Source organism: Sulfolobus tengchongensis (assembly GCF_036967215.1).
GTDB classification, from domain to species: domain Archaea; phylum Thermoproteota; class Thermoprotei_A; order Sulfolobales; family Sulfolobaceae; genus Saccharolobus; species Saccharolobus tengchongensis_A.
In genome coordinates this window covers 2208113-2230804 of record NZ_CP146016.1, presented here as the reverse complement: position 1 = coordinate 2230804, position 22692 = coordinate 2208113, and the positions used below count along the sequence as shown (strand labels likewise).

Annotated in this window: 22 protein-coding genes; 8 read left to right on the top strand and 14 right to left on the bottom strand. The window is 32.2% G+C overall.

Annotated features, from left to right (window positions below):
• Positions 1-18: 18 nt before the first annotated feature.
• Positions 19-1236, top strand: coding sequence for a methionine adenosyltransferase (locus tag V6M85_RS10755; RefSeq protein ID WP_422398141.1), 1218 nt, complete (start codon positions 19-21; stop codon positions 1234-1236).
• Here the strand turns inward: V6M85_RS10755 and V6M85_RS10750 are convergent.
• Genes V6M85_RS10750 through rqcH form a run of 3 tightly spaced genes read right to left on the bottom strand, consistent with a single transcriptional unit; the run spans position 1223 to position 5746 of the window.
• A complete protein-coding gene (locus V6M85_RS10750; RefSeq protein WP_338599831.1) occupies positions 1223-3043 on the bottom strand; it encodes a DUF460 domain-containing protein in 1821 nt (606 codons plus the stop codon). The genes V6M85_RS10755 and V6M85_RS10750 overlap by 14 nt on opposite strands.
• Positions 3040-3894 (bottom strand): RIO1 family regulatory kinase/ATPase, encoded by an 855-nt coding sequence (locus tag V6M85_RS10745; protein WP_338599828.1) that lies wholly within the window; start codon positions 3892-3894, stop codon positions 3040-3042. The genes V6M85_RS10750 and V6M85_RS10745 overlap by 4 nt, the downstream gene beginning before the upstream one ends.
• A gap of 22 nt (positions 3895-3916) precedes the next feature.
• On the bottom strand, positions 3917-5746 hold the full coding sequence (rqcH, locus tag V6M85_RS10740; protein WP_338599826.1) for a ribosome rescue protein RqcH: 1830 nt from the start codon (positions 5744-5746) through the stop codon (positions 3917-3919).
• Between the two features lie 11 nt (positions 5747-5757).
• Here rqcH and V6M85_RS10735 point away from each other — a divergent pair, with 11 nt between their 5' ends.
• The 5 genes from V6M85_RS10735 to V6M85_RS10715 all read left to right on the top strand — a co-directional run bounded on the left by V6M85_RS10735 (position 5758) and on the right by V6M85_RS10715 (position 8781).
• The gene (locus tag V6M85_RS10735; RefSeq protein WP_338599824.1) at positions 5758-6009 is read left to right on the top strand and encodes a hypothetical protein; all 252 of its coding nucleotides are present in this window, start codon (positions 5758-5760) and stop codon (positions 6007-6009) included.
• On the top strand, positions 6006-6536 hold the full coding sequence (locus V6M85_RS10730) for a Mut7-C RNAse domain-containing protein (RefSeq protein WP_338599821.1): 531 nt from the start codon (positions 6006-6008) through the stop codon (positions 6534-6536). The genes V6M85_RS10735 and V6M85_RS10730 overlap by 4 nt, the downstream gene beginning before the upstream one ends.
• Positions 6463-7146 (top strand): AmmeMemoRadiSam system protein A, encoded by a 684-nt coding sequence (amrA, locus tag V6M85_RS10725; RefSeq protein WP_338599819.1) that lies wholly within the window; start codon positions 6463-6465, stop codon positions 7144-7146. Before V6M85_RS10730 ends, amrA begins: the two co-directional genes overlap by 74 nt.
• A 192-nt stretch (positions 7147-7338) precedes the next feature.
• Positions 7339-8043 carry a protein disulfide oxidoreductase gene (pdo, locus tag V6M85_RS10720; RefSeq protein WP_338599817.1) on the top strand — a complete coding sequence of 235 codons (705 nt, stop codon included), beginning with the start codon at positions 7339-7341 and terminating at the stop codon, positions 8041-8043.
• 45 nt (positions 8044-8088) lie between these two features.
• The gene (locus V6M85_RS10715) at positions 8089-8781 is read left to right on the top strand and encodes a CopG family transcriptional regulator (protein WP_338599815.1); all 693 of its coding nucleotides are present in this window, start codon (positions 8089-8091) and stop codon (positions 8779-8781) included.
• Here the strand turns inward: V6M85_RS10715 and dcd are convergent.
• Positions 8735-9289 (bottom strand): dCTP deaminase, encoded by a 555-nt coding sequence (gene dcd / locus V6M85_RS10710; protein WP_338599811.1) that lies wholly within the window; start codon positions 9287-9289, stop codon positions 8735-8737. The two genes, V6M85_RS10715 and dcd, sit on opposite strands and share 47 nt — an antisense overlap.
• Positions 9290-9773: 484 nt before the next feature.
• Between dcd and V6M85_RS10705 the strand changes: the two genes are divergently transcribed.
• Positions 9774-11579 carry an ATP-dependent DNA ligase gene (locus V6M85_RS10705; protein ID WP_338599809.1) on the top strand — a complete coding sequence of 602 codons (1806 nt, stop codon included), beginning with the start codon at positions 9774-9776 and terminating at the stop codon, positions 11577-11579.
• A gap of 30 nt (positions 11580-11609) precedes the next feature.
• The gene (locus tag V6M85_RS10700; RefSeq protein ID WP_338599807.1) at positions 11610-12596 is read left to right on the top strand and encodes an MBL fold metallo-hydrolase; all 987 of its coding nucleotides are present in this window, start codon (positions 11610-11612) and stop codon (positions 12594-12596) included.
• On the opposite strand, the gene V6M85_RS10695 is transcribed toward V6M85_RS10700, so the two are convergent.
• Genes V6M85_RS10695 through V6M85_RS10650 form a run of 10 tightly spaced genes read right to left on the bottom strand, consistent with a single transcriptional unit; the run spans position 12597 to position 22679 of the window.
• Positions 12597-13712: an FAD-binding oxidoreductase gene (locus tag V6M85_RS10695; protein ID WP_338599805.1), complete on the bottom strand. Its 1116-nt coding sequence runs from the start codon at positions 13710-13712 to the stop codon at positions 12597-12599. It abuts the gene before it with no gap.
• Positions 13713-15149 (bottom strand): NAD(P)/FAD-dependent oxidoreductase, encoded by a 1437-nt coding sequence (locus V6M85_RS10690; protein WP_338599803.1) that lies wholly within the window; start codon positions 15147-15149, stop codon positions 13713-13715.
• Entirely contained in the window at positions 15106-16758 is a 1653-nt protein-coding gene (locus V6M85_RS10685; RefSeq protein ID WP_338599800.1) for an alkaline phosphatase family protein, read from the bottom strand. Before V6M85_RS10685 ends, V6M85_RS10690 begins: the two co-directional genes overlap by 44 nt.
• Entirely contained in the window at positions 16759-17016 is a 258-nt protein-coding gene (locus V6M85_RS10680; RefSeq protein ID WP_338599797.1) for a hypothetical protein, read from the bottom strand.
• The gene (locus V6M85_RS10675; RefSeq protein WP_338599794.1) at positions 17009-17713 is read right to left on the bottom strand and encodes a uroporphyrinogen-III synthase; all 705 of its coding nucleotides are present in this window, start codon (positions 17711-17713) and stop codon (positions 17009-17011) included. The genes V6M85_RS10680 and V6M85_RS10675 overlap by 8 nt, the downstream gene beginning before the upstream one ends.
• A complete protein-coding gene (gene hemC, locus V6M85_RS10670; RefSeq protein WP_338599792.1) occupies positions 17694-18575 on the bottom strand; it encodes a hydroxymethylbilane synthase in 882 nt (293 codons plus the stop codon). Before hemC ends, V6M85_RS10675 begins: the two co-directional genes overlap by 20 nt.
• Positions 18572-19852, bottom strand: a complete 1281-nt coding sequence (gene hemL, locus V6M85_RS10665; protein ID WP_338599788.1) for a glutamate-1-semialdehyde 2,1-aminomutase — start codon at positions 19850-19852, stop codon at positions 18572-18574. The genes hemC and hemL overlap by 4 nt, the downstream gene beginning before the upstream one ends.
• Positions 19825-20835: a porphobilinogen synthase gene (hemB, locus tag V6M85_RS10660; RefSeq protein ID WP_338599785.1), complete on the bottom strand. Its 1011-nt coding sequence runs from the start codon at positions 20833-20835 to the stop codon at positions 19825-19827. Before hemB ends, hemL begins: the two co-directional genes overlap by 28 nt.
• Positions 20765-22045, bottom strand: a complete 1281-nt coding sequence (locus tag V6M85_RS10655) for a glutamyl-tRNA reductase (RefSeq protein WP_338599783.1) — start codon at positions 22043-22045, stop codon at positions 20765-20767. The genes hemB and V6M85_RS10655 overlap by 71 nt, the downstream gene beginning before the upstream one ends.
• The gene (locus V6M85_RS10650; protein WP_338599781.1) at positions 22038-22679 is read right to left on the bottom strand and encodes a bifunctional precorrin-2 dehydrogenase/sirohydrochlorin ferrochelatase; all 642 of its coding nucleotides are present in this window, start codon (positions 22677-22679) and stop codon (positions 22038-22040) included. Before V6M85_RS10650 ends, V6M85_RS10655 begins: the two co-directional genes overlap by 8 nt.
• Between the last annotated feature and the right edge of the window lie 13 nt (positions 22680-22692).

The window sequence follows — 22692 nt, the reverse complement described above, 5'->3', positions numbered from 1 at the left end:
ATACTGTTTGAGGAACCTATAATGAGAAACATAAATGTGCAGTTAAATCCGCTTTCAGATATAGAGAAATTGCAAGTTGAGCTAGTAGAAAGAAAAGGATTAGGTCATCCAGACTATATTGCTGATGCTGTAGCAGAGGAAGCAAGTAGGAAGCTTTCTCTATACTATCTGAAACGATATGGTGTAATATTGCATCACAACCTGGATAAGACACTGGTAGTAGGAGGACAAGCTTCACCTCGTTTTAAAGGTGGTGACGTAATACATCCAATTTACATAATAGTAGCGGGCAGAGCGACTACTGAGGTAAAAACAGAAAGTGGAATAGATCAAATCCCTATAGGTACAATTATAATAGAGAGTGCTAAAGAGTGGATAAAAAATAATTTTAGATATCTTGATCCAGAAAAACATATTATAGTAGATTATAAAATCGGCAAGGGTTCGGCTGATTTAGTAGGCATCTTCGAAGCAGGCAAGAGAGTTCCTCTATCTAATGATACTAGTTTCGGAGTAGGTTTCGCACCGTTTACCAGATTAGAAAAGCTAGTTTATGAGACAGAGAGATATCTGAATTCTAAACAATTGAAATCTAAATTACCTGAAGTGGGAGAAGATATAAAGGTTATGGGACTAAGGAGGAATAATGAGGTAGATCTTACAATAGCAATGGCAGCAATTAGCGAGCTAATAGAAGACGTTAATCACTATATTAGTGTAAAAGAGCAAGTGAAGAACGAGATCTTAGATCTAGCGTCAAAGATTGCTCCAGAGTATAACGTAAGAGTTCATATTAATACTGGAGATAAGATTGATAAAAATATACTATATCTGACTGTGACTGGGACTTCTGCCGAACATGGAGATGATGGAATGACTGGAAGAGGTAATAGAGGCATTGGCTTAATAACACCAATGAGACCCATGTCTTTAGAGGCCACTGCTGGTAAGAATCCAGTTAACCATGTTGGTAAGTTATATAATGTAATAGCTGGTCTTATAGCCAGGAAAATAGCTGAGGAAGTTAAGGAAGTTAAGTTCACTCAAGTACAGATCTTAGGGCAAATAGGAAGACCTATAGATGATCCTTTAATAGCTAACGTAGATGTGGTTACTCATAACGGTAGTCTTACTGATGAGACTAAAAATGAAATAAATGGTATTGTAGATGAGATGTTAAGTTCATTCAATAAGATTACTGAATTAATATTAGAGGGAAAGGTCACTCTCTTTTAATTTTTCTGTTTCTATATTCATCAATTATTTTTTTAATATCTATATTCTTGGACTTCTCTATCTGTAATTCCTTATATAACAGCTCAGAATCTTTTAATAGACATTTATCTAATATTACGATTTCCTTATCTGCATACTCTGCAATTTCGTTACTAACTTTCTCGTCAATGATATAAAGATTATTCCCATCAAAAAATATATTACCAATGCCATTATTCTTCTTAAGTACTATAGCATTTCCATTTATTAACTTATATAGTATTTCTTTCAATTTTCCAAGTTGTCTTTGGATAGTGAGTTCTCTAATTTCTAGTTCATTTATAAGTTTATAAGCATTTTGTAAATTTAAGTTTAATTCGTAAATTTTTCTATCCCTTTCTATATCCCTATTTATTTGCAGTTTTATCTCATCGATTTTTCTCAATAACGAATCCCTTTCAGCTATGAGGTTATAAATTAGCTTCTTGTACCTTGATAATTCTAGTTTTAGTTCTTTATTCTCTTCTTCTAATCTGGTTAATTTATACATAATATTTTCATCCTTCTTATCACTTTTTTCCTCAATTTTTTTGTCATCCCTTTTAATGTATTTTTCAATTTCTTTTTCTATACATTCAGATAAAGTAGAACCATATATTACGCAGTCATAAATTTTATTCTCATTAATTATATCAATATCCAATCTACTAATAAAACTCTCAATTTGTCTTATTTTATTTTCTACTTCATAATACGCCTTTAATGCAGCAGCCAAGGAATCTCTGATATGCGGATTATCTATTTTTAATTTATATAGTTTAGAATAATCTTCAATAAGTCTTTGTTTTTCTTCTACACTTAAACTTTTTTCTGGAATGAATAATCTTGCATTGAATTTACTTGCAATCTTTTTTACGGTATCTGGGAGTGGATTAACATCAGTTGCCACTATTATTGCTTTTCCCTCCTTTGAAATTAATGATATTATATCGTCTCTATCGATGCTTCTTTTCGAGGTTAGTAATACTGGTTTACCGTATATATCAATTACTGATATACCCACTTCTATACCGGGATCTATCCCAACTATTAATCTTCTCTCAGCTTTTTTATCCTTAAACTCAATTTTATTTTTGTATATTGGTTTGATATCCACTACGACATCATGCCCTCTCATTTTCTTTACTATACCGAAAAGCCTATCCCTAGGAGCATATACTATAAATACTGCACCTTCAATTCCAGCTCTAGATCTTCTTACTATCATATCATAATCTAATCCCTTAGCGTCAAGTTTTTCCTTTATGTCTTTAGCTACTCGCAAAAGAGTTCCCCTTATGAATCTCTTATATCTGTTTTGGCTCATTCCACCTGGACCTAACGCTCGTCCTCTTGATACTATTATCTTAGTTCGTTTTTCCTCAACTTTTATACTTGTTCCATACCCCCTCAAGGCCAATATTGCATCTAAATATGCAGTTTTTTGTGGAGTTAGTTTTCCTTGAACCTCGTATCCTATCTCTCTCGCTAATTCCTTTAGTTGCTTGAATTCCCCATTATGATATGTTACTTGTACAATATTGGTATTTTGAGGTAGTAATTTAATAATGTTTACGATTTCTCTGTCATTTTCTCCTAGTTCATAGATATTATCTAATGCAAGAACATCAATATTATATTCCCAACATAATCTTATTAATCTACTTAAGCTCACATTTTCTGATTTATAGAGGATTTTTTCTCCTTCATCTATAATAATCACAGAATACATTGGCTGAGATTTCGAAGGACTTTCCATGGGCTCTATGTCTACACCCATGATTTTCATGATACCCCTCTTACATAATCGAACATTTTATGAACATCTACTTCTATTCCATGTTTTTTAAAGAATGTTGCTATATTTATTAAATCTCTTTTTAATATCTCTTCCGAATCTGTAGCTTGAGGCCAATCTATAAGAAATGGAGTTCCACTCTCGTCTATTAGTATGTTATATGGGCTTAAATCTCCATGTGTGATATTGCAAATATTATAAGCTATTCTCATAGTTTCCAAAATTTTTTCCAAGATTTCTTTAAGGTTAACAGTATCGGCTTTTTTATAAAGCTCTTTTCCGTTAATATGTTCCATCGCAACTGCATTATACTGAACGCCTAATGGTTTAGGTACATAACCTCCTTCTCTTCTTATACATTCTAACGCATCAAATTCCCTTTTTGCATTTTCTACAGTTATAGAAAGCCAATCCTTTTTTTCTAAATCTTTTCTGAACTTGATTTTCTTATAACTATCCGTACCAACCCTATGAAACTTAGTTACTATTCTATTATTGTCAAAATCATATCCGTGATATACTATACTTTCTTTCCCTTCTCCTATTATTTCAGCTAATTTGTATAAGATCCTATTTAAATAGAGCATTTTTATTCCTAAAATATCAAGCCCAGAAAACGTAAGTCTAAAAGAGAATTCTGTTGGGTCTTTTGAGATTAGTTTTAATTCGTTTAACTTTAATAACGAAATTTTAAGTTCTTCATCATTTTTCACATCCAATTTCTTTCTTAAGGAGTTGAAAGACACAAACTCGCTTTTACCTCTAAGGCTATATAATGTTTTTAATACAATATAGTCAAAGGCTCCAACAAGTGAAGCTTTTTCTGCTAGTGAAAGTCTCATTCCTAACATATATTTAAAGTTTTTAACTATTATATGTTACACTTGTCTTAACGATTTTGCTCTTGCCTGGTATTTTATCTTCAATTTCAACCTTTAATGCATTTATGCCACTTATTTCTGGGAGGGACCTTGCAAATACTTTTAGTATTTTTTGTGATATTTTATCCTTATCGTCATCGCCGGGAGCTATAATGACATAGAACTTCGTCTTAGACGCTACTGCTTCCTCACTGCCAACAACTATCGTGGCTGTGTTTCCATTTATGACAATTCCTAAAGCTAGTTCCAATTTTACATTCTTTACAAAATTTTTCTTTCCATATATCATAAAAGATCCTTTATTTAAGTATTCACCACTAGGTGGTGATTTAGAGACTTGATTTCCGAAAACCCAAAACACATCAACAGCAGCTAAGTCTAATTTCCATGCTTTTGAATAACATGCGGCCATTACAGCAGCATCGTAGATATCTTCATCATTAATAGTCTTATCTTGTGTGAAGATCACTGTTGCGGGAGCACCTACAATATCCGCATGAAGAAATATATCGTTATCTTTTAGGAATTTTCTAACTATACTTTCATTTTGACTAGCATCTTTTCCTGCAATTATTAAGAATCCGTTTCTAGAAATACTCCACCTATACTTTTCGTACCACTCCTTCTTTCTTAAGATAAGTTTTATCTCATTCTGCTTCTCTAATTCTTGTTTTTCTATTTTCTCTAATCTTTCCTTTAATTCACTTAAACTTTCTAATGCTTTAGCGATTTTTCTTTTATATTCTTTTGCCTTATCAAAAAATTTTTCTGCATTTTTAGTTGCAGTAAGAGAGGTATCCAATTCCACTTCTACTCCATTCAGATTTAATATTATTTTTTTATTGTTTTTCTGTTTTTGTTCAGATAGTAATTGATCTATTTCGTAAGCCTTCAAGAGTACTGTATTTGCTATTTCTTGGTAGGTTTTTTCCTTGTTTTCGTACTCTTTTATGCTTTCCTCTAACTGTTTTATAGTGTTCATTATTTTCTGTTTTTCCTCAGATATTTTTTTAGAATACCTTTCTATTAATTCCTTTTGTATAATGTTATAAAAATATTCGTCTAATGCGTCATTAAACTTCTGATATTCTTCGCAGCCATTGAGTTTAAAAGGTACTACAGTTACATCCTTTATCATACATGGGATTATTTTCCCACTAAGAAGTGATTTCTCTAGGTTATCCACTTTTGATTTCGCTATCTCAGGATCAAATAAGGAATCTTGTAAATTTAAGTAACTTACGACTTCTTGCGGAATTCCTAATGCTTTCGCAATGTTTCCATTTTTTATTAGTTTTTCTATATCTTCTTTTCTTGGCTGCAGTGTAGGCGGGGGCTTATAGGTTTCCCCAGATTTTATTATTCTATCCTTGAATTCCTTATTTTCGCTTGTAAATAGTATTTTGTTATTCTTATCTGTTATTACAAGAACTCCTCTCGGTAACAGCTCAGCTATTATTTTTTTCCCATCTCTTCTAAGTTCTAATACTACTATTCTTTCCTTGTCTATAATATGTATATCTGTAATTATATCTTCTCTTACTAATTCTCTTAGTATAGTTATTTTTGGTGATGAAATTTTTGGATAATTATATTTTGTCAAATTTATTCTCTTACCAGGCTCAATTATTAAATCTTGATCTCTTCCACTACAATGAAGTTTAAAAATATAGGTGTTTTCACTATTCTGTACCAAGAATACGTTATCTATAATGCAGCCTTCTATGATCTTCTTATTTTCTGTGACCCATGCTATTAGATCAAAGTATGTCATAGAGGTTTTTCTCTGTAATTTTATATTCTGAGAATTCATTCACTAAACATGTGGAAGTAGAAGATAAAATATTAATTATGCGAGGTATTATAGGCGTTATAAGTGGGAGTATTTCAATATTATTTAACTCATCAATTTCAATATTAATGCTTCTTCTATCATTTTATTTATTCTCGGCGATGCTTTCACTTTTTTTGTTCAAACAGAAGAAAATGTGGAATATTTTTGGTAAAGGTACTGCAATATATGTCGCAACATGGTTTCTCAGTTTAATTATTATTTATAATTTTACTTTGAGATGATCGAAATGTTATCACAAAAGTTTGTTGTAGACGCAATGCTTGGTAAGGTTGCTAGATGGTTAAGAATCATGGGTTATGATACATTATATAGTAATAAACTGGAAGATTGGAAAATTTTGAAGATTGCAGAGACTCAAAAAAGGATAATTATAACTAGGGATAGAGGGCTTTATTCTAGAAGTGTAAAGAGAGGATTAAAATGTATTTTACTTTCACCGGATTTTGATATAATTCAAGATCTTGCATATATTGCTTTAAAGTCTAAAATTGATCTATCAGTAAATGTAGATGCTACTAGATGTCCACAATGTAACTCAATACTGAATAAAATTTCAGAGAATAAATGGATGTGTACTAAGTGTAAAAAAGAATATTGGAAGGGCAAGCATTGGCGAACAATTGAGGAAGTAATAATTAAAGCCAATTCTACATTAGTAAAATTAGAAGCAAAAAATGATGCAAGAGGATCTAGTACAGATTCAAGAGCTAAACAAGGAGATAGGGCGATTATTAATAGAAATAGCTAGGAAAGCTATTAAGGAGAAATTTAATCTAGATAGATTAAATTTGGAAGAATATAACAATCCTATATTGAATAAAAAGGGCCTAGCTTTCGTTACCTTAGAAAAGATAAATGGTAATACAACTTCCTTAAGAGGATGCATTGGCTATATTGAAGCAGTCGCTTCATTAAAACAGATAGTAGCATCTGCAGCAAAAGCATCGGCATTTTCAGATCCTAGATTCTATCCGTTGCAAAGAGATGAGTTATCTCAAATAGTAGTTGAGGTTACCATACTAACAAAACCAGAGGAAATTAGGGTCAAAGATAGATGGGAGCTACCTAAGGTTATAAAAGTCGGGGAAGATGGTTTAATAATTGAAAAAGGAATACTATATAGTGGTCTTTTGTTACCTCAAGTACCTAAGGAGTACTGTTGGGATGCTGAGACTTTTTTAGCTGAGACGTGTATTAAAGCCTCATTAGAGCCAGACTGTTGGCTTGATAATTCTGTTAAGGTAAAGAGATTTAATGGCATAATATTCAGAGAAAGTAATCCAAACGGAGATGATGTTTTAGTTATAAGGCCCAATGAAGTTAAATGTAAATTAGGAGATTTACTAACAGTTTTTTGAATAACTAATTCGTGTATAGTAATCAAATGTACCTTTAGGTGATGTAAAGATATCATTAATAAATCACGTTTCGCTATAATATATACTTAAAAAATATAATAATTATAAAGTAGAAGGAACGAGATTTAGATAAAAAGATTAGAAATACCTTTTTATGCCAGTAATGATATGTTGTATATACGGTGTTTAAGAATGGAAGAAGAATATGCAGAATTATTTAGTGATGAAGTAAAAAATGCATTGCAAGATGCTCTAAAAGATATGAAAAATACAGTCGATGTGTATGTGTTTATAGATAATAGTGATAGTAATTGTCAGTATTGCGATGTAACTAAGAAATTTATGGAATTCATTGCATCCACTGCACCGAAAGATGGTAATGGTGATAGTTTATTAAAGGTACATATAATAGATAGGACGAAGGAGGAAGATAGAAAACTTTTCGAAGAGTTTAACGTCGAAAGAGTGCCAACTGTGGCGTTTTATAAAGGTTATATTAGGTGGACAGGTGCTCCTTTAGGTGAAGAAATAAGAGCGTTAATCGAAACAATAGTGAGAATTTCTCAAGGCGAAAGCGGTTTAAGCCCGGAAACGGTAGAAGCAATTAAATCTAAATTAAATGGTAAAGTTAAAATAGAGACCGTGGTTACGCCCTCTTGTCCTTATTGTCCATATGCTGCATTAATGGCACACATGGTTGCCTTCGAGGCTTGTAAAATAGGGAAGTGCAATGTAGTATCTGAGGTAGTAGAAGCTTATGAAAACCAAGATATAGCTGAAAAATACCAAGTCATGTCAGTTCCAACTATAGCAATAAATGAATCTGTGGAATTTATAGGGGTACCTTACGAGGAGAACTTCATCAATTCGATATTAGAGAAGCAAAAGATAAGCTAAAACTCTTTTATCATAATATCCTAAATAATAATAGTGTAGAGAGTAATGAAAATCATAACGATAAAATTAACAGATGATGAGTATAAGGAGTTAGAGGAACGTGCAAGAAAAGAAGGATATATATTAGTAGGCGATTTTATTAGAGCACTCATATTATCACCTTCATCATATTCTCATAACGTACAAGTAGACAATTCTCAGCAGATATTACCGAGAATAGAAAAAAAGATACAAGATATGATAAATCCATTTACCTCCCAGATTGAAGATCTAAAACAAAAGATAGCAATTTTAACAGAGAGAATAGAAGCATTAGAGGAAAAATTAGGTGAGAACAAAGAGACTTCAAAGGATATAAGTAAAAAATCAAAGAAAGGTTTTGAAACTAAGCCTAGTAATATAAAAGCGGAAACTCAGCATAAGAAGACTGCGATAGATATATTGAGAGAACAAGGTGCAATATATGAATCTGAATTAAAGCTTAATAATCCAGACGCTTTTTTTGATAGACTACAAAGTCAAGGTGCAGTTGTAATAGCAACTGATGCAGAAAGAATAGCAATAGATTCTAATTTCTTCGATGAGTTCAAAAAGAAAATAACTAGCATACCTACTGCTGATGAAATGGAGGCGCAAAAATATCTCTCAAAACAAGAATATAAACTCTTTCAGAGATTAAGGCAAAGTAGCATTATATACTTTGATGCTGAGAGTAAGAGTTGGAAATTCGTGAGTTAAATCTAGGCAATGTAACTCCCTTTTGTCCTTGGTACTTTCCTTGGTACGGATATTCAACTGGCGTTAACGTTCTAGCAAAAATTAAATGAATAAATCTCATCCCTTTCTTTAGTTTTACTGGAAATTCTGATCCTATTACTTCTATTGTTATTTGCCCCTTAAATCCAGCATCAACAATCGTTGGTGGGATAAACAAACCTAGTCTTGCAAAGCTACTTCTTAAATTAACGAATGCCATTATATCATTTGGCAGTTCTACGTACTCTTCAGTAGTTAGTAATACATGTTCATAAGGTGAGATTATAAATTCCTCTCCTTTCTCTATCTCAAAAAATGAGGGATCTGGATTATCTGGATCGAAAATCCTATCAGTCTTCTTGAATCTAGCTATTTCATTACCGACTCTCAGATCTACTCCATTTTCCCTAACAGTATCCCCATTGAGAGGATCTATTTTTATCCATCCCTTTTCTAGGTAATATCTTAAATCCCTATCAGAGAGTATCATGTTAAAAGTATTGTGGCATAAAAGATTAAAAAGCAAGAAGTATCAAAGCCTGAAATTGACGTGGAACTCTCTCCCGTTAAAGGTTTTTTAGACTAGTAATCTGAATAATGTGCATCAGAAGCCAACTAAGGAAGCTGAAATAGGAGTTAATACTCAAAGGGAAACAGTAGTATGTGAAGTTTAGGGAAATGAAAATGAGAGTTGATGAAGAAACTCTTGATGGCGATGAAGCAAGGTAGCTTAAAAGGAGATCCCAGTTAGCAAGGCTAGATTACGAGACCGTAGTCAAAAGACTAAACTAACTAAACGAATTGGTGAGAATAATGAAGCTAAGGAACTCTTCAGCGTAAAGCGAATTCCAAAAACTACTAAATAACCATGTTTTCAGCGTAACTCTGATTCTTCATTTAAATTCTGATATTGCCGAGTATTCATCATTCATCTATAAATGATTATAAATAACTGCATATAGTATAAAATAATTATGCAGTTTAAAGTTATCGCAGAATACTTTGATAAACTGGAGAAGATATCTTCTAGGCTTCAACTTACAGCATTATTAGCAGATCTTCTAAATAAGACTGATAGGTCGGTCATAGATAAGGTAGTATATCTTATACAAGGTAAGTTATGGCCGGATTTTCTTGGATATCCAGAGCTTGGAATAGGAGAAAAATTCTTAATAAAAGCGATCAGTATAGCTACAGCCACAGACGAGAATTCAATAGAAAATCTTTATAAGACAGTTGGAGATCTAGGCGAAGTAACGCGAAGGCTAAAAAGTAAGCAACAAAATAGTGGAATTTTAGGATTTTTGGGCACGACTAATACGGAAAGCTTAACGGTAGAAGAGGTTTACTCTATACTTTCAAAGATAGCGTTAACTACGGGTGAGGGAAGTAGAGATTTAAAGATAAGACTATTAGCTGGACTATTAAAGAGAGCGGACCCATTAGAAGCGAAGTTTCTGGTTAGATTTGTGGAAGGCAGGCTTAGGGTTGGAATAGGAGATGCCACAGTATTAGATGCATTGGCAATAGCCTTCGGTGGTGGTCAATCTGCTTCAGAAATAATAGAAAGGGCATATAATCTAAGAGCAGATTTAGGAAATATAGCTAAAGCAATAGTAGAACATGGCATTGAAGCTTTAAAATCATTAAAGCCTGAGGCTGGAATACCAATTAGGCCAATGCTAGCAGAACGGCTAGCAGATCCCGAGGAGATTCTAAAAAAGGTTGGAGGTATAGCTTTAGTTGATTATAAGTATGATGGAGAGAGAGCCCAAATACATAAAAAGAATGATAAAATTCTCATTTTTTCTAGGCGTTTAGAGAATATTACATCTCAGTACCCAGATATAGTAGAATATGTTAGTAAATACGTAAATGGTAATGAGTTTATAATAGAAGGTGAGATAGTTGCAGTAGATCCGGAAAGCGGTGAAATGAAACCATTTCAAGAATTAATGCATAGAAAACGAAAGTCAGATATATATGAGGCAATAAAGGAATATCCAGTTAATTTATTCCTTTTCGACATTATGCTTTACAATAATGAAGATTATACGACAAAGCCATTAGAAGTTAGAAGGCAATTGCTAGAAAGTATAATAAGCCCAAACGATTACGTGAAAGTGGCTCATCATATTCAAGTTAATAATGTTGAAGATCTAAAGTCATTTTTCTATCAGGCTATATCTGACGGTGCTGAGGGTGTTATGGTAAAAGCTATCGGAAAAGATGCAATTTATCAAGCAGGCGCTAGAGGATGGTTATGGATTAAGCTTAAACGTGACTATCAGAGTGAAATGGCAGATACAGTTGATCTGGTTGTTATTGGAGGTTTTTATGGAAAGGGTAAAAGAGGTGGTAAGATAAGTTCACTATTGATGGCTGCGTATAATCCTAAAACTGATACTTTTGAGTCCGTATGCAAGGTTGCAAGTGGTTTTTCAGATGAACAATTAGACGAATTACAAAAGAAACTTATGGAAATAAAGAGGGAGATAAAGCATCCTAGAGTAAATTCTAAGATGGAACCAGATATATGGGTAGAACCTGTATACGTCGCAGAGATTGTTGGTGCAGAGATAACTATATCTCCTTTGCATACATGTTGTCAGAACTTAGTTGTAAAAGATGCAGGCCTATCTATTAGATTTCCAAGATTTATTAGATGGAGAGAGGATAAGAGTCCAGAAGATGCGACTACTACTGATGAAATACTTGAAATGTATAATAAACAGCCTAAGAAGAAACTTGAGTCCCCTACAGTAGATGAGAGCGTTTAAAATATAACATAGTAGCAATATACGTTATATGTGCAGAATCTTGTCAAAATACTTCCTAACGGTGCGGTTTTAATTGGTGAAAATTTCACAGTGGATGGGCACTATGAACGTCCATTTAGAATAGTTACACACTTTCATTCGGATCATACGATAGGCCTTGAGAAGAGTATTATCACATGCAACGGGGTTATTGCAACTCCGCTTACACTTGAAATTTTAAGTATAGACTATCCTATACCGCCTAGGAAGACGTTCGGATTAAATTATGATATAAAAATGACCTTCGAAGACGAGTCCATAATACTAAAAAAATCTGATCACGTGATGGGATCTGCTCAAGTCCTTGTAAAATTAAGAAACGGTCTTGAAGTCGGATATACTGGTGATTTTAAGAATCCAGAAAAAGGCACTCCTATTTTGCATCCAGATATTTTAATTATGGAAGCCACATATGGAAAACCAGAGTTTAGGAGACCTTTTAAAAATGATATAGAAAGTCTTTTTGCAGACTATGTTAAAGATGCATTGATTTATGGACCAGTTAGAATTTACGGCTACCATGGTAAATTACAAGAAGTAATGGTTAGTTTAAGAAAGATGGGTATTGATGCTCCTTTTATAACAAGCGGTAAAATTTCTAAAATGACCAAAATAGCGATAAAACATGGCTACAATATAACACAAGTTTTTGATGAAACCGAGGCTGAAGCTAAAGAGATAATGCGAGATAGTTGGTATATAATTTTCTCACATTATAATGAATTCAAACGAAGAAATGGCAATTATTTTAATTTCTTATTAAGTGGATGGGAGTTCAGAGATATAGTGAGAAAGCTAGATAGCAAATCTTATATAGTTTCATTTAGTGATCACGCAGACTTTGATGATTTAATATATTACGCATCTACTACGTCCGCAAAATACATCATAACTGATGGCGGGAGAAAAAGTTATGCTAAAGAACTTGCTGATTATATTTCTAGAAAACTTGGAAAGGTTGCAATTAGCATGCCATGATTATATTACTAATGTCTCATTTATTAGTCTATTCATATTAAATCTTGAGGGAGAGAATATATCAATAAACTTACTTTTATAGCTATCTGCAATAAGATCAGCCATTATTTTACCAGAGTAAGGAGCAAACATCATTCCATGACCACTATATCCCGCATCTATGAATAATCCCTCTGGCCAATCATCAGAATACCCCATAACGTGAGAACTATCTGGGGTCATTTCGTAATATCCTGACCAGCCCCTTAATATGCCAATTCCATCAATTCCTTTTACCAAATTTTTAATAGTTTTGAGGAATTTTATAATCGTGTTTATAGATATTGTGAATTCCTCAAATTTGTATTCTCTCTTATCTTCTATGCCTCCTATTATTTCTCCTTTTAAGGTCTGTGAGAAATAGATCTGAAGCTTGGAGTTTATGATTAAAGGTTCGATAAAATATCTTAATGGTTCTGTTATGTAGATTTCTTTCTTCTCGGGAAATATTGGTACATTTAAGCCTATACTTGACATTATTTCGTTACTCCATGCTCCTGCAGTAATTACGATCTTATCTCCTTGTAGTTCTTTTCCACTACTTAACTTTACGCCTTCTACCCTATTTCTACTACTTATTAATGAAACTGCTTTATCGTAAATTATTGAGACCTTATCTTTTATAGAGTAGTAATAACTATATAATATATAATCATGATGAAAAGCACCATCTTGAGGAGCTAAATAACAGTTTCCATCAAACTTTAAATACGAATATTTCTCGCAGTCTATGAATTTTCCACCTATGTTGTATGATCTCCAAAAACTATCTAATTTTCTAAACAGTTTATATTCTTGCTCTCCATCAATGAGCCATAAATAACCAGTTCTCATTAGCATGGTGTTATATTCCAGTTCTTTTGCTTGTTTCTTTAAATATTTTATAGCTTCTAATGCATACTCTACGTTCTCTTTACTATTAAAATGGTATCTGTAACGAGAGGCATTTCTACTACTTGACCCATAACCTATCCTCTTCCACTCTACTAATGCTATATCGTTTTTTGTATAACCTTTTTTTATTAGATGATATGCTAAACTTAATCCGTGAGATCCAGCGCCTATTATTATAATCAACTAAATCACCAGCCTATAAAGAGGTGTTCTAAACGTGATAAGTTGATTATCATTTAGAAAGCTTCCTAAAGAATATGTGCAAAACTTTCCTTGACACTCACCTGTACCTAAACCTGTTGTTCTTTTTATGTGTTCGACTTTATTAAACCCTCTTTTAACTTGTTTCATTATCTCCTTTAATGTTACGTCTTCACATTCACATACATAACCGTTATTCCCATATATGTAAGGAGAAGGATTTCTTTTATTATTATCTTTTTGGTAATAGTAGTTATAAATGTATGTATACTCTCTCAAATTATATATAAGCTCGTCCAGATATTTTTCATTTAAGGTAGCTCTTCCGCTTATAAATGATGTGTACTCATCCGATATTCCTCGCATTCCCCCCGCTAAGTATACGTTTTCATTAAATTTACCTTGTATATTATGATTTGGCATGTAAATATGATAATAATTATCGAAACTATATGGAACACCTATATTGGAAGAATGATCTATCTTTGGTTGCTTAACTATTGCGTAAATTGCAATATTAGAGTAGAATTCGTATTCTTCAGTTGTTATTCTCAATTTGTTTCTCTCTCTATGTATTTTTAAATCGCTTGTCTTTATTATTTCTATCCCAAGTTCATTCATCAATTCTCTATAATATTTCGAAAGGAAGAGGATACCATTGGTTATCAGAATTCTTCTCTTCTTTAGATTAGACAGAATCTTAAGAATATCGTCACTATTCCCTATTGTAACTATATCTTCTTCATTCTTCATATGCCTTAAGTAAAGGTTCTTAGATATGAGACCTGGCGTATCATTTCCCTCAAATAATGGTGGGATATATCTACTACCAGTTGTCAAGAAGATCTTGTTAGCCCTTATTACTAATATTTTATTTTTAGTGAGAAATCCTATTCCTTCATCGAATTTTCCTAATAGAATGCCCTCCAATATCCTATCTTGGTTTTCTTTTATAATGTTCTTTAATAATTTTGAAAATTCATCTTTATTAATCTGTGGTAACGGATATTCTATGTTGGTGTTCGATTCTACGTCAGATGAGATTAAGATTGTTCTTTCTTTTCTGTCTATTTCAGATAGTACTCCTAATCCGGCTGTACCACTTCCTATGATAAGGTTTTGTACGTTAATGAATTCCACTTCTTTATTTTTGCTTTCAGCTTCTATTGTATTCGGTAGATTAATTATATGCCTTGAGTAGAATTTCACAAGTTTAGGAAATTTACGTAGCACCTTATTATGTAATATATCATTTTCAAAAGGAATCCCTATTTTTACATATTTCTTATGATAATTAAAATTGCATAAATTTATTCTCTTACCATTATTTATTATCTCAGTATATGGTAATCCTGGCTCACAATCTTTGAAACTTCTAGGCCTTCTGTGTTTTTTGCTTAGCACTACTGGCATATTCATTTCTGAAGACCTCATTAATAATTTTCCCATCGGCTCTATAAATTAATCCATAGATTTTCAATATTGTTGGAGCAATATCAATTATCTTCATATTTATTCTTCTTTTTGCAAAACTCTTCCCATAAAATATAACAATTCCGTTAATATCATCGTTTCCATAGTAACCATGATCAGCAGTGACTGTATTATAGGGAATGACACTCTCAAATATATCGTTTTTTTCTATGCTACTTGAAATTGAATATTTTGGATTAACTCCTTTAATAATTATATCACCCTGTCTATCGCTAGCAGGTGTTTCATTAGAATATATCACAGTGAATATCCTCTCACCAGTTTCTGGATCTTCTAGTTTCTCCAGATTTACCGTCAGATATTTAATTAGTTTAGTAAATTCATTTTTACTAACAATTCCAAATTTTTCTCTCTCCTTTAGATTAATTCTTATAATCCCTCCTCCTCCATAATAGGCCTTAGTTTTTTTCCAATCTATTTTGTCATCAGATATCTTCAACACATTAAGTTTTTCCAATAATCTATTAATATATACTCTTTTTTTAATTTTATTTATTCCATGATCCGAGCAAATAATTATATTATCGACTAATTCTAAATGTGCTTTTACGAAATTATCAGCTAATTTATATACTTGAAATATATAATCTAACGATTTAGAGTCATTCACACCAAGAAGTAAATGCTGTATATTATCAACTATTGGTAAATATGTTATTGCAAAATCCCAATCTGCTCGTTTAAGTAGAAACAGAGAGTAATTATAGAAGAACTCATATGCAAATTTTAAGGTTTCATAATAGTCGTTAAAACTGATAATATTCGATTTTAGAGATAGGTAGTCTCCATCTAGTATCATTCCATATTTTTTAACAACGTTTTCCCAAACTTCATTTTGTAATTCATGATTATTCGACCAATTAGGAATTAAAAATGTAGGTGGAGTTATATATATTCCACTGCTTAAGCCTTTTAATCTAAATACGCCTTTAACTTCCTTATCTTTACACTTCATTTTTACCTCAAGGGGAGGTGTCCATTCATTTAAATCTAAATTAAGTGTTAAAGTATTATTTTCTATATCAATGATTTCAAGCTTATATTTCCCATTATTATTTTCAACATTTATCTTTACACCATTTATAGTATTATTCCCTATATTAAGTAGATATCCCTTACTACATTCTTTAATTTTAGCTTTATATGGATCAAATAATAGCAAGTTATTTAATTTCCATTTATCTGGTAATGCCTGAGGAGCAGAAACTACTAATACTTTATATCCATTTTTTGCTAAGATATACCATATTGGATCAGCATTTAATGATATACTACTATGTGCTAAAAGTGGTTTACTTAAGCTATTTCCTTTAACAAAAATCTTTGTCGAAGTTATGCCGTGGTTTGCAGGTAGTTTGCCCGTGAATAATGAAGCTAGAGCTACAGGTGTTACTGTAGGAAAGACGCTTTCTAATTTACCAAATACGCCATTTTCAACTAGATTATTCATTGTTTCCAAATTATATCTGAATTGATCAAAGATAGTGTAACTAACTCCATCAATGACCATTAATAGAGTCTTCAAATTATGCACCTAATCTTTATATATTTTCTTTTCTAATTCCTTTCTTATATTCTTAGGCGATATCATGTTAATGTGAGACCTCTTTAAATTACCTTTTCTATCGAAACTTATTGCAAATTCAAAAATACCTAAAGCATTTTCATATTGTCCAAATACATCAAATCTGTCCTTAAAGCCTTGATAGTATTTGATTTGAAGGCTAGCATCAATTATAGTATCATCAATTTTTTTAAGAACTTTAAGTGTTAAATCTTTAATATTATCCATTTTGTTCCATCTCCATTAAAATGGTTTCTACAATACCTTTAATAGAATGAGTTTTACTTTCTATTATTTTTACCTCATTATTAACTCGCTTTAATGCGTCAGTCGTCATAGGTCCTATACTGAATACTTTAATTTGGCATTGCGGATTAATAGCAGGTCCTATTATTTTAGCCATCATTGAACTAGTTAATGCTATTGCATCGATTTTACACTCCCTTATGATTTCAATCACTTTTTGTACGTTTTCTGCCAAAATTTCTAAATCATAAACATAGATTTCATCGTACTTAATCTTATCCTTAAGTAAATTCTTCATGTCATCTGAAGCTTTTTTACTCCTTACAGCCAATACATTATTTATTTTATCCTTAAGTATTTTTTCAGCTAAACTAATACTAGTAAATTTATCTGGTATTACTGGATTTATTCTAAGCATTTTTATAAGCAAGTCTGCGGTTTCTTCTCCAATCGCGTATACTTTACTCTTCTTAAGTATGTCGTAATCTTTAAAGCATAAAACAGAATTTCTGCTAGTAAATGCTATAGCCTCATAATCATAATTTGACAAGAAGTAAGGGAGGCATGAAATTTTGAAGATAGGTATATTTAATACTTCGATATTTTTATGTTGTAGTATTAAAAAGTATTCATCAGTATTCTCATATTCGCTAATTGGCCTAAGAAATAATACCTTCATTTTTTATCTCCTTCCTTAGTAATAATCCTAATTCAGTTCCTAAATTGTTTGGGTCTCCGGTTTTACTGATGGTTACGGTAATCTTCTTCCTTCCGTCGCTGTAGCTTGCAATACCATATAATTCTTTTCCCTCTTTCTTGAATAGTACTCCTACTGGAGAATGGCATCCTCCTCCAATTATACTAATGGTAGCCCTTTCCGCTAATGCCTCATCTAATGTATTCTGATCACTAATGTCTTTTAGTATTTTCTTAATTCTTTCATCATTTTTCCTACCCAATACGACCACAATGCCTTGATTGGCTTCCGGAGTAAAATCGTACACGTTAAGTCTATAATATTTTAGGTCAAGTTTAAGTCTCTTTATTGAGGCTTCAGCTAGAATTAGACCAGAGTATTCCCCTGCTAGATACTTTCTTATTCTTGTATCTACATTCCCTCTAATATCTTTAACACTGACATTTGGTTTTATATATGTAAGAAAGTTCTTTCTTCTTATACTGCTTGTTCCTATGACTGTATTTGGTTCTAACTTATGTAAAGGTTTTTCTGTAATTAATATATCGTTAGGCGGGTCTCTCTCTAAAACTGCAAATATCTCAAGTTCTTGATTGAACTCTGACAATATATCCTTCATGCTGTGTACTGCGATATCAGCTTTTCCCATTAATACTGCTTCATTAACTTCCTTCTCAAATACTCCCTTTCCCAGTTTGGCTAATGGTTCATTTAAAAAAAGATCAGCTTTAGTTTTGATTTCAACTAATTCGTAATCTATACCTAACTTTCTTAGCTTTTCTCCTACCATGTCTACTTGTATCTTACTTAGTTTACTTCCTCTCGCAGCTATTCTTATTTTCAATTTAGTTCGCCTATCACCTTTTTAAGCTTATTTAAAGTATTGTTAATAATATCATCGGTATGTGAGGCTGAAGTAAATATTGTTTCGTACTGACTTGGCGGTATAAATACTTCTTCTTTTAATAACATTTCGTGTAACTTCATGTAATACTCCTTATTGGCTCTTTTGGCGTCGGAATAATTTTTAACTTGATCTACTCCAAAAAATATCTGAAACATGCTTGAGATATGATTTATAGTGTGCTTAATTTTTATCATCCTTTCAATTTCCTCAACAAGTATTTTAGCTGCCTTATTTGCGATAATATATGGATATTCTTTTTCTAATTCTTCTATAGTAGCAATTCCAGCTACCATTGATAAAGGATGTGCATTAAATGTACCTGCGTTAAATACTTTCCCAGAAGGGGTAAAATTTTCAATAATTTCAGCTTTGCCAACTATTGCACCTATAGGTAATCCTCCACCTATTATCTTACCTAATGTGGTAATATCTGGATAAATTTGATATAAAGATTGTGCACCACCTATACTGACCCTAAATCCAGTTATAACTTCATCGAAAATTAGTAATGAATTATAAGACTTCGTGAGTTCTCTTATTCCACTCAAGAATTCTCTTTCTGGTAAAATAACCCCAGCATTACCCATTACAGGTTCCATTATAACTGCTGCGATATCCTCTTTTCGTAATTTTTTATCTACACATTGTATATCATTATACTCACAAATTTCTATAGTGTTAATAATTTCATATGGGACTCCTTTAGAAGTAGCTACATTATATTCAGTAGCTGCACTTCCTGCTTCTACGAGCCCATAATCATGAGCCCCATGATAGTTACCGCTAAATTTTAATATCTTGTTCCGATTAGTATATCCTCTCGCAAGGCGTATTGCAGCCATCGTAGCTTCAGTTCCGCTATTTACGAATCTAACCTTCTGAGCTGATGGTATATGGGATGTGATTTTTCTCGCTAATTTTATCTCGAGCTCAGTAGGAGTTCCGAAGAGCCAGCCTTTCTCTAACTGTTCAGCGATTTTTATCTTTACGGAATCTGGTGAATGACCTAAGATCAAAGGTCCATAACCTAACACATAATCAATTAGTTTTTTCCCATCAACAGTATAAATATAAGCTCCTTTTCCTCTTTCTGTGAAAAAAGGATAAGGTTTTACTGAAGCTCTAACTGGACTATTAACTCCTCCAGCAAATAGTTGTTTAGCTTGATTCCAGAGTTCTTCACTTTTCAAAATGGTACACCTTCTTTTATCCATTTTGCAATATCATTTGCGTAATATGTGATGATTAGATCAGCTCCTGCTCTTCTTATAGCAGTAGTGATCTCTAAAACAGCTGTTTTTTCATCTATCCATCCGTTAATAGCTGCAGCTTTTATCATGCTGTATTCTCCGCTTACATGATATGCCGCTAGGGGATATTCTGGAAAGTTATCTTTAATTAACCTTATAATATCAAGATATGTATGAGCAGGTTTCACCATTAAGATATCAGCTCCCTCTTCTATATCAAGTCTAGCTTCTTTTAAAGCCTCATACGCATTTCTAGGATCCATTTGATAACCTCTTCTATCTCCAAAAGCAGGTTTAGAATATGCAGCCTCTCTAAAAGGTCCATACATTATTGATGCATATTTTACACTATACGACATTATCAATGTGTCGTAAAAACCAGCTTCATCTAATGCCGTTCTTATTGCTTTAACCACACCATCCATCATACTTGAAGGTGCAACAATATCAGCTCCTGCTTCAGCTTGGCTTAGTGCAATCTTTGCATGAATTCTTAGGCTTTCATCATTATCTATTACGTAATTTTCATTCTGATATTTAACAAGTCCACAATGTCCATGAGAGGTGTACTCATCAGTGCACTCATCAGTGATTATTAGAATTTTGCTCTTAAAACTATCTTTTATCATTCTTACTGCTCTTTGTATTACTCCATTCTTATCATAAGCTGAAGACGCAATATCATCCTTATACGCTGGGATTCCAAATAATATGATGCTTCTTATTCCATTTTCGTAGCTCTCTTGTACATAGTTTAAAAGTTTATCATTCAATGGATATCTATAAATACCTGGCATTGAATTTATTTGTTCTGGTTCATTAATATTTTCTTTCACAAATATTGGAAGAATTAGATTTTTCTCAGAGATATGTGTTTCAGCTACCAGATCTCTCACTAATTTGTTTTTCCTCAATCTTCTTGGTCTTAGGGTAGGAAATGTCACCATCTTTAAAAATATCAATTAGGAAGTTAATGTAGTTAATTGAGTCTGTTTCATTAAACATTAAATTCTTTATATTGTCAAAAAGTGGTTGGAAGGATTTTTTGATCATTGACTTTGACATTAAATCTATTATTTCTTTCATTCTTTGATCTGTTATTCCTATTTTTTCGAGCTCTTTATACGCTCTTAAAACTTCATTCCGTCTAATATTTTCAATGCGTAGCATAATTTTTGACACAAATTCGCTATATATTTCTTTTTTATAATCATATATAAATTCATTTATCCCTTCATCTATTATCTTATCAATTTTATTCAGTTCTTCCTCTCTAGTTCTTAGATTTAGTATTGATAATTTCTCTAAGTCAGCTAGCGTTATAACATTACTTCCACTAAATAAAGGTGGGATCGTTATATCAATAATTAACGTGTTCCATTTATTTTCAAGTTTTATATTTTCATGATGAATTGCTATGAATGCAACGTCAAAATTGCCTAATTGGTCTAAATTTAAACCCTCAAATTTAAAACCGTATTTTGAAGCAATTATTGACGCTTTTTCCATAGTCCTATTCATTATAGTTACGTTTTTTATTCCTTCATTGTACAGCATACCTGCTATTTTCTGCGCCATTTCACCCGCACCCACTATTACGATTTTCTTATCACTAAGGTCATTTAATCGTTTTTTTGCCTCAGTTATAGCTAACGAATAGATGCCTACTTTTCCCCGAGATATACTAGTTTCTTCTCTAACCTTTCTACCTATTTTTATTGCTCTTTCGAAAAGTATTTGCAGAAATTTTCCGCTCATATTTAATTTTCTGAACATATCTATGGTAGATCTAATTTGGGATAAAATCTCGTATTCTCCAATAGATAGCGAATCTGCACCACTCGCTACTAAGAATAAATGTCTTATAGAATCTCTTCCACAAAGTATTCTTGCTTGATTACCGATAGGTTCCTTATGAATGCTGTTTAAGTATTCTACTATTTTATTTACCTCGTTAAGCGTATTCCTATTTGAGTAAAGATATAGCTCAACTCTATTACACGTTTGTAATATAGCAAGCTCTGCGCTGATTAATTGGCGAAGAAATTTTATTTCTGTCTCTCTAATATAATACGAATGTAAGTTATTAATTCCTACAGTCTTATATGTGAATAGTATTGAGCAATAATTCTGAAGGAAACTTTGATCGTTACTCATTTATAATCTCCTCCGCTCTGCTCAACGCCTTATCAATAAATCCGTCCATTGCGTACCGTTTGAAGATGTGATCATTATATATCTTATGATATAGGGAATATCTGAGAGAGGGATCACTTATTCTTTTCTTTAGTAAGATTTTTACATTATACATTGCATTTAGTAAGTTTTTTATATCACTCTTTTTCGCGACGTCAATACTTTTCGATAAAACCTCTTTGGCTAAAATACTAGACTTTCCTCTGGTTGTTACAGCTATCTCAAAGTCTTCATCTGAGTAAAATATAGGCACGATAAAATTTGAGTTCTCTGGATTAGTAGGATTATTGCATAATTTTTTTAGCATTTTTGCTAAATCGCATATCTTACTATTAAGCTCATAGTTATTAGTACAAGTTAAGATAATATCGTAATTCTCTATCGCTTTAATATCAATTTTACTTGCATCCTCTTTTATTAAGTTTATATCCGAGTTAAGAAGATCTTGTGAGAATTCTAAACTTAAAACAGTCACATCTGCGCCATATTTTTTAAATGTTAATGCTCTCTTAGTGCCTATCTTACCTCCACCAATTATGAGAACACGAAAGTGAGAAAGATCAATAAAAATTGGGTAATAATCCTTTATGGTCACAAGTTAGTAAGTA